This window comes from Aeromonas molluscorum 848, assembly GCF_000388115.1.
GTDB classification, from domain to species: Bacteria; Pseudomonadota; Gammaproteobacteria; order Enterobacterales; family Aeromonadaceae; genus Aeromonas; species Aeromonas molluscorum.
In genome coordinates this window covers 1-7,166 of the sequence record NZ_AQGQ01000190.1, presented here as the reverse complement: position 1 = coordinate 7,166, position 7,166 = coordinate 1, and the positions used below count along the sequence as shown (strand labels likewise).

Below are 7,166 nucleotides of genomic sequence, written 5' to 3'. Positions count from 1 at the left end.
TGGTGACTCACGACGCTACCATCATCTTGCAACTCGGCGCAGGCCCGGTAGTGGATGCGATGGAATTTGTCTTTGTGGCCGATCCAGACCGGGGCAAGCCGGGCCAGGCGCTGGGAGCGCAGGCACATCTCGGGTCTGTATTCGCTGAAGGTGAGCACCAGTTGCAGGTTGCGCGCCGAGGCCAGTTCGGGATCTTCGGGCCTGTGGAAGTCATCGGCATTGAACTGATAGGGTTCTGCTTCCTGGCCCAGCAGGCACCAGAGTGCCCGCAGCAGGCTCGATTTCCCCCAGGCGTTCTCACCGATGAGCACCGTGGTGTTATCCAGGCTGAGCGAGAGGCGATTTATCCCGCGAAAGCCTTTTATTTCGATACGTTCCAGAAACATAGCGCCCCATGACAGCAGTCAACGTCTGGGGGTCATAGTGGCAAACTTGGCGCCGACTGCCTATGGCAGGGAGGAAGATTTCAACGAGAACTGTGAGGCACTTCGGGTTCGGGAACACAAGGGAGAGGCAGGAACCCGCGGCGGACATTCCAGTGACTGAACCAGAGATGGCGGCTGCGAGCCTGACGTTTGCTTTGTTTCAAGAGCGTTCCTTTTTATCAGGGTTGGATCATGTTGGATGATGCGTGCGGCTTATGGGCGCGCCGCCACTATCCCCGCCCAGCATGACAGTTCGATGACACGCGACTGCGCCACTGTCCCGGACTCAAGCCGAAATCATCACGAAAGCGGTTGCCGAGGTGCGCGGCGGACGAGAAGCCGCATTGGCTAGCCACCTCCTCCAGGGAGGCGCCGGCCAGCAAGAGCTGCTTGGCACGGCGCAATCGCAATCCTTGCAGGTAGCGATGGGGCGACGTACCCAGGGTTTGGGCGAACATACGACTGAAGTGAAATTCGCTCAAGCTGGCCTCGGCCGCCAGCTCGCCCAGCAAGATGGGCTGCGCAAGGCGGGCTGCCATGTAGTCGCATACTCGCCGCGCCGCTGCCGGTGCCAGCCCCCCTTTGGGCTGCACCAAAGGCGGCGCCTCCTGGGTGTGCCGGCTAAAGGTGTGCAACAACAGCTGATTGCACAGCCCGCCGAGGGCCAGCCGATTGCCCGCCTCTTGCCAGTCAAGGCGTTGAAGCTGGTTGGCCAGCCTCATCAAGACGGCATCGTCGATGAAGGTCTTGTCATCGAGTTGCAGGTGACGCCCCTCCCGATCGCAGACCTCCTCTGCTATCCGCATCAGGTGTGCCGGGCTGAAATAGAGGTGGAAGAAGCGAAACTCCTCACGCACCAGCCACTCTGATCTGTGGTGATCCGGCATCAGGCAGATCTTGCCGACGCCGCCATGGCCTCCTGGGCCATCGAGTCGCTCCGTCTGCTCACCCCCTTCCAGATAGACGCTCAGGGTGTGATGACCGGGCCTGTGATAGCGAGTCTGATCGAAGCAGTTGCGCCAGCTGGCCAGCCCGAGCCCTGGCTCCAGCCAGTGGCTAGCCTCGAGCCGCGCCCCCGTGCTGACCAGTGCATCGAATACCCCTGCTGCCATGTCGCCTCTCTCATCCTGAAGATCCCTATACAACCCGGCTGGCGCCCGGGTGCTCGTCTGCCAACCCTGAAGCCCGACAATCCGTTTCCAGTCTACTCGCCCGCCCCGCCAGATGGCAGCCATCGGAGAGCCCTTGGCAAAAATAACCGCAAGATCCTGTAACCCGGCGCGGGCCGAGGCACGCCATGCTAAGACCATCGGACTGAGCCCATCGAGACTGGGCCTGGCTCCCCTGCTACTCCCTGCCGCCGTATCAAGGATCACCATGATGAATTTGACTCTCTATCTCGCCACCGTGCTCATCTGGGGCAGCACCTGGATTGCCATCGCCTGGCAACTGGGTCCCATCCCCATCGAGGTCTCGGTGCTCTACCGCTTCGCCTTGGCGGCGCTGGGGCTCTTTGCCCTGCTTACCCTGAGCGGCAAGTTTCCCCGCCTGCCAAGGCAAGGCCAGGGCTACGCAGCCCTGCTTGGCGCACTGCTCTTTTCCACCAACTTCCTCTGCTTCTACCACGCCACCCAATATATCCCCAGCGGTCTTTCCGCCGTGGTATTCGCCTGCGCCAGCATCTTCAACGGCCTCAATCTCTGGCTGTTCGAGAAGCAAAAACCCAGCCGCCAATGGTTGCAGGGTTCGTTGATGGGACTGATCGGCACCCTGCTGCTGTTCTGGCCCAGCCTGATGTCGAGCAACCTCGGAGCCCAGGCCTGGAAGGGGCTCGCCTTCGCCTGCGCCGGTACGCTCTGTTTCTCCCTCGGCAATCTGGTCTCGGCCCGGGGTCAACGCCAGGGCTTCACCGTGTTGCAGATGGTGCCATGGGGCATGTTGTACGGGGTCATGCTGTTGTTTGGCTGGGTACAGCTACTGGGGCAGGAGCTGGTCTGGCCAACCGGCACCCGCTACTGGGGTGCCCTCCTCTATCTGGCACTGTTCGGCTCCGTCATCGCCTTTACCGCCTATCTGACCCTGGTCGGGCGGATCGGGGCAAGCAAGGCGGCCTACGCCACTGTGCTCTTCCCCCTTGTCGCCCTGGGCCTCTCCACCCTGTATGAGGGATTTGTCTGGCAGCCGGTATCCATGCTGGGCATGGCGGTCTGTCTGCTCGGTAACCTGGTGATCTTCGGCTTGCCAAAGCGTCTCAAGCCCCAGCCGGCCTGATGCCCTTGCCTCTCGCACCTTAAGCTCCTAATGTGGGGGCCGGATATGTTCGAGAGGCACCAAATATGTTACTGGAAGGGCTGGATACCCTGTTTCTGCTGGCGAGCGAGGGCACCATGGGCAAGGTTGCCAGTCGCCTCTATATCAGCCAGTCGGCGGTCAGCAAGCGCATCAGTCAGCTGGAACAGCGGCTCGGCAAGAAGTTGATCGAACCCGATGGCCGCCAGATCAGGCTCACTCCCCAGGCCCACGAGCTACTGGCCCGTCTCGGCCCCACCCTGGCCGAGATGAAGGGGCTGCTGGCCGACAGCCAGACCCTCACCGATGCCCACCCCCTGCCCGTCGCCTGCTCCGAAACCCTGCTGGCCGGCTACCTGGCCCCCTTCATGGCCAGCTATCTGCGCCAGGATCCCTACCTGCAGATCTCCACCCACCACACGCCGGTGATCCTGGCCCGGGTGCGAGCCGGTGAGGCCCTGCTCGGCGTCTGTGCCGGGCGTCTGCCCCCCGGACACGGTTTGCACGCCGCGCTGCTGCGGGACGAACCCTTCTATCTGGTAGGTGAGGAGGAGGAAAGAGGGACAGCGGCCAGCTTGTTCACCATGGATCTGGAGAACCCGGTCAACCGCTATCTGGTGGCCCCCTTGGCAGAGCTGGGGTTGGCGCCGCGCATGCAGCTTGACTCCTATCTGGCGCTGATCGAGCTGGCCAAGGCGGGCATGGGGCCTGTGATGTTGCCCGAAGGCCTGCTGGCGCTGGTCGGTGAACAGGGCCAGCAGGCTCGTCCTCTGCCCGGCATCAGTCGCCCCATCCATCTCATCTACCGACCCAGTAGCCTCAAGCGAGATAGAGCCAGCCGCCTGATCCAGGCCCTGACTCGCCACTTCGCCAAGCTCGCACCCCTTGACCGCTGATCCGGCGCCTCGGATGCGGCATGGCAAGCCGGCCCCAGACCCAGTGTTTCAGTGCAACCAGGCAAACAGGGCGGGATACTGGCTCCAGATAAGCTTGGCCGACATCAGCAGTGAGATGGTGACCAGCAAGGGTTTGATGAGTTTCACCCCTTTTATCAACACCAGCTTTGATCCAAAACGCGCGCCAATGAACTGCCCAAGCGCCATGGCAAAGCCGACGCTCCACACCACCTTGCCGCCGAGGGCAAAGAAGATCAGCGAGGCGATGTTGGAGGTGAAATTGAGCAGCTTGGTGTGAGCTGTGGCCCGCGCCATGCCAAACCCCGCCAGGGCGACGAAGCCGATGGCAAAGAAGGAGCCGGTGCCCGGACCGAAGAAGCCATCATAGAAACCGACCCCACCGCCGACCAGCAGGGCAAACAACATGGGGGTAAGACGCCGGGTGCTTTCCGCATCGCTCACCCTGGGGGAGAAGTAGAAGTAGCAGGCAAAGGCCACCAGCAGGAAGGGGAGCAGCCGCTCCAGGATGGCGGCGTCTATGGTCTGCACCGCCAGGGAACCCAATGCGGCGCCGATAAAGGTGAAAATGACCGCGGGCCAGATGATGTGCCACTCTATCAACCCCCGACGGGCATAGAACCAGGTGGCGGAGAAGGAGCCGAAACTGCTCTGCAACTTGTTGGTCCCCAGTACCAGAGCGGGAGGCATGCCGGTCGCCAGCAGGGCTGGCACCGTCAGCAAACCGCCCCCCCCGGCGATGGCGTCGATGAAACCGGCTGCCAGGGCGACACCGAACAACAAGATAAGGGTGGTAAGCTCAAATTCCATTTTCACCTCAGTCAGACGAGACAACACAGGGCTCCTGCCCCGCAAAGAGAGGGGGTGCAGGAGCCGGTTGCGCCTATCCTAAGCGCGGTTCACCCATTCACATAACGAAACAATGGCAGCCAATCAATTCCTGATTTTCACCATTTATCTGACTGCCATTGCCCGCCTTGCAGGGCGCTCCACCCCTGAGGCTATGACTCAATCCAGGGTTGATTCCCGATTTTCATCATTTTCCCGCATCGGATTCAAGAAAGGGACAAGCGCCTGCTGCAGGACGGCGTCCTCCTCCCCCGGCCAGCGATTGACCCGACCGGCCATGTAGCGGCTGCTGAACAGGTTGAACCACAGCTGCAGCCCCAGTCCGGCCTGCGCCTCTCCGGCGACTTCCAGCACGCAGGCCGCCACCTCGGCGGTGCAGAGCTGATGCTCCTTGGGGGCCACCCTCATGCCATAGGTGGAGAGGCTCTCGGGACGCACGGCCAGCACGGGCAGCGCATCGAGATAGGGGCTTTTGTTAAACATCTTGCGCGCCTCGGGCCAGGTTCCATCGAGCAAGATGAACAAAGGCCTCTTGCCCGGCGCGGTCAACAGCTGCTCGGTCAGGCGGGCCGGCGCCTTCTCGCTCGCCGGAAACACCACATAAGGTTGCCATTCAGGATCCCTTAACAGGGCCAGCAACTCGGGGTGGGGCTCGGTGCGCGACCAGAGAAAGGCCCAGGTCTTGCCCGGCAAGACATCGGCGATGAGTCGTCCCGTGTTGGAGGGCTTCATCGGCTCGCTGTCATACATCAACAGACAAAAGCCCACCTCGGCCTTGAGCTCGGGCCGCCAGTCACAGGCGCACCAATCACGGCGCAGCTGGCAGGCCTCGCACCGTGGCACACTCCCGCCCCGGGCCAGAAAAGGACGGGTGGAGATACTCTTGCGCCAGGTTCGCAGGCGATTGACGGCATGATCGGGGACTGGCTTCATGAAGGGTGACTCGGCACAAAAGAGGACGAAAAGGGGCAGGATTGTAGCGAGCGAGCCCTTGTGCGGCAAGGCCCCTCCTAGTCGGTCTGGCTCTTTCTATACTCAAAGCCGCACGGTCGCTCCACTCGGGGGTGGCCCCCAGACGAGAGATCAAAATGGCAGAGCAAAGCAATGATCAGGCCCGGGAGCACGCCCTGGCCGCTGGCACTACTTTCACCTGGCACGAACTCTATGTGCCCGATAGCGAAGCGGGGATCCGCTTCTATACCCAAGTACTCGGCTGGGAGGTACAGCAAACGACCCTGGAAGGGGTTGACTACCCTATGCTGGTCGCCAATGGCCGCCCCATCGCCGGGATACAGGCCACTGGCGGCAATCCGCAGATGGAAGGGGTGCCGCCTCATTGGGCGACCTACATCGCAGTCGATGATGTGGATGCCCGAGTCGCCAAGGTCACCCGGCATGGCGGCAGCCTGGTGGTCCCGGCCATGGATATCCCCACCGTCGGGCGCATGGCGCTGATAGCCGACCCCCAAGGGGCGCACATCTGGCTGTTTACCCCGGCAGCCGGGGAGTGTTCACAGACATAAGCCGCCATCAACAAGAGAGGGGCCCCGGGGCCCCTCTCTTGTCTTGTACCTTGCGGTCTGCCCTTATGCGGGTTTGCGTACTATGCCTTCGAGGAACTGCGCAAAACGGTGACCGTGATGTTCCAGCAATTTCGGGAACATGGAGATGGGGGTCATGCCGGGGAAGGTGTTGATCTCGTTGAGCAGGATCTCGCCATCTTCGGTCAGGAAGAAATCGATACGCGACAGGTGAGTCAGCTTCAGCTGGCGAAATGCCTTGAGGGCATAGGCCTGAATGGCCTCGCTCTGGGCCTGGGTCAAGCCCTCTGCCTTGAGGCTGGTCGCCGTGTGGCTCGCGCTGCTGTACTTCTCTTCGTAGGTGTAGAATTTGTCGGTCGGCACGCAGATCTCACCCGGATAGGTCGCCACCAGCTCGTCACCATATTGATATACCGCCACTTCCAGCTCCCGCGGCTTGACCGCTTTCTCGATCAATACCTGCTCGGAATAACCGAAGGCATCCTTGATGCTCTGCACCAGCTCGGTTTCGGTGCTGGCGGAGTAGCAACCCACGGAGGAGCCCTGACAGGCCGCCTTGATGAACACCCTGCCCCACTTGGCCAGAGCAGCTTTGGCTTCGCTCAGGCTGCTCTCATCCTGCTGGGTCAGGAACAGATAAGGGGTATTGGGAATATTGATGGCGGAGAGCCACAGCTTGGTACTGATCTTGTTGAAGCAGATCTTGCTCGCCTCGGCATCGCAACCGAGATAAGGCAACCCGGCAAGCTCGAGAAAAGATTGCAGATCGCCGGTCTCGCCCGGGTAACCGTGGATGCAGGGCACCACGAAATCCACCGGTCGCGCCACGCTGTCAAAGGAGAGCAGCCTGTCGAGCCCCAGTTTGCACTCGCGGCCGTCGGCACTGAGCCAGCGATCGGCAAACATCTCGACCCGGGTCACTTCGACATCGGCCAGGAAACCGAGCTGTTGCTCGAGGAAATTGGCGCTACGCAGAGAGACTTCGTGCTCGGAGCCACCGCCACCGCATAGCAGCAAGACATGCATCTTCTTCATTGATTGGGATCCCTTGGGAGAAGCGGCCGCGTCATCCTCGGCGGCGAACAGGAAACCAGCCACCGGACGTAAGCCAAGTGCGGCCAGTGTAGCAAGCAAGAATGTGCCTTGTC

Annotated in this window: 8 protein-coding genes; 3 read left to right on the top strand and 5 right to left on the bottom strand. The window is 61.6% G+C overall.

What is annotated here, in order from left to right; all coding sequences use genetic code 11:
* Together G113_RS17880 and G113_RS17875 are read right to left on the bottom strand one after the other, a co-directional pair.
* Nucleotides 1-386: DUF2813 domain-containing protein (locus G113_RS17880; protein WP_005908153.1), on the bottom strand; the 386-nt coding region annotated here is incomplete at its 3' end.
* A 269-nt stretch (nt 387-655) separates the two neighbouring features.
* Nucleotides 656-1,537: a helix-turn-helix domain-containing protein gene (locus G113_RS17875; RefSeq protein ID WP_005908152.1), complete on the bottom strand. Its 882-nt coding sequence runs from the start codon at nt 1,535-1,537 to the stop codon at nt 656-658.
* A 268-nt stretch (nt 1,538-1,805) separates the two neighbouring features.
* Between G113_RS17875 and G113_RS17870 the strand changes: the two genes are divergently transcribed.
* Nucleotides 1,806-2,696: a DMT family transporter gene (locus tag G113_RS17870; RefSeq protein ID WP_005908151.1), complete on the top strand. Its 891-nt coding sequence runs from the start codon at nt 1,806-1,808 to the stop codon at nt 2,694-2,696.
* 65 nt (nt 2,697-2,761) lie between these two features.
* A complete protein-coding gene (locus G113_RS17865; protein ID WP_005908150.1) occupies nt 2,762-3,610 on the top strand; it encodes a LysR family transcriptional regulator in 849 nt (282 codons plus the stop codon).
* Between the two features lie 48 nt (nt 3,611-3,658).
* On the opposite strand, the gene G113_RS17860 is transcribed toward G113_RS17865, so the two are convergent.
* Both G113_RS17860 and G113_RS17855 read right to left on the bottom strand, forming a co-directional pair.
* Entirely contained in the window at nt 3,659-4,438 is a 780-nt protein-coding gene (locus G113_RS17860) for a TSUP family transporter (protein WP_040319365.1), read from the bottom strand.
* Between the two features lie 198 nt (nt 4,439-4,636).
* Complete coding sequence (locus tag G113_RS17855) at nt 4,637-5,410, bottom strand: tRNA-uridine aminocarboxypropyltransferase (protein ID WP_040319367.1); 774 nt, start codon at nt 5,408-5,410, stop codon at nt 4,637-4,639.
* 155 nt (nt 5,411-5,565) lie between these two features.
* On the opposite strand from G113_RS17855, the gene G113_RS17850 reads away from it, so the two are divergent.
* On the top strand, nt 5,566-6,000 hold the full coding sequence (locus G113_RS17850; RefSeq protein WP_005908147.1) for a VOC family protein: 435 nt from the start codon (nt 5,566-5,568) through the stop codon (nt 5,998-6,000).
* 63 nt (nt 6,001-6,063) lie between these two features.
* Here the strand turns inward: G113_RS17850 and G113_RS17845 are convergent, their stop codons facing one another.
* Nucleotides 6,064-7,053, bottom strand: a complete 990-nt coding sequence (locus tag G113_RS17845; protein WP_040319366.1) for a D-alanine--D-alanine ligase — start codon at nt 7,051-7,053, stop codon at nt 6,064-6,066.
* Nucleotides 7,054-7,166: the final 113 nt, after the last annotated feature.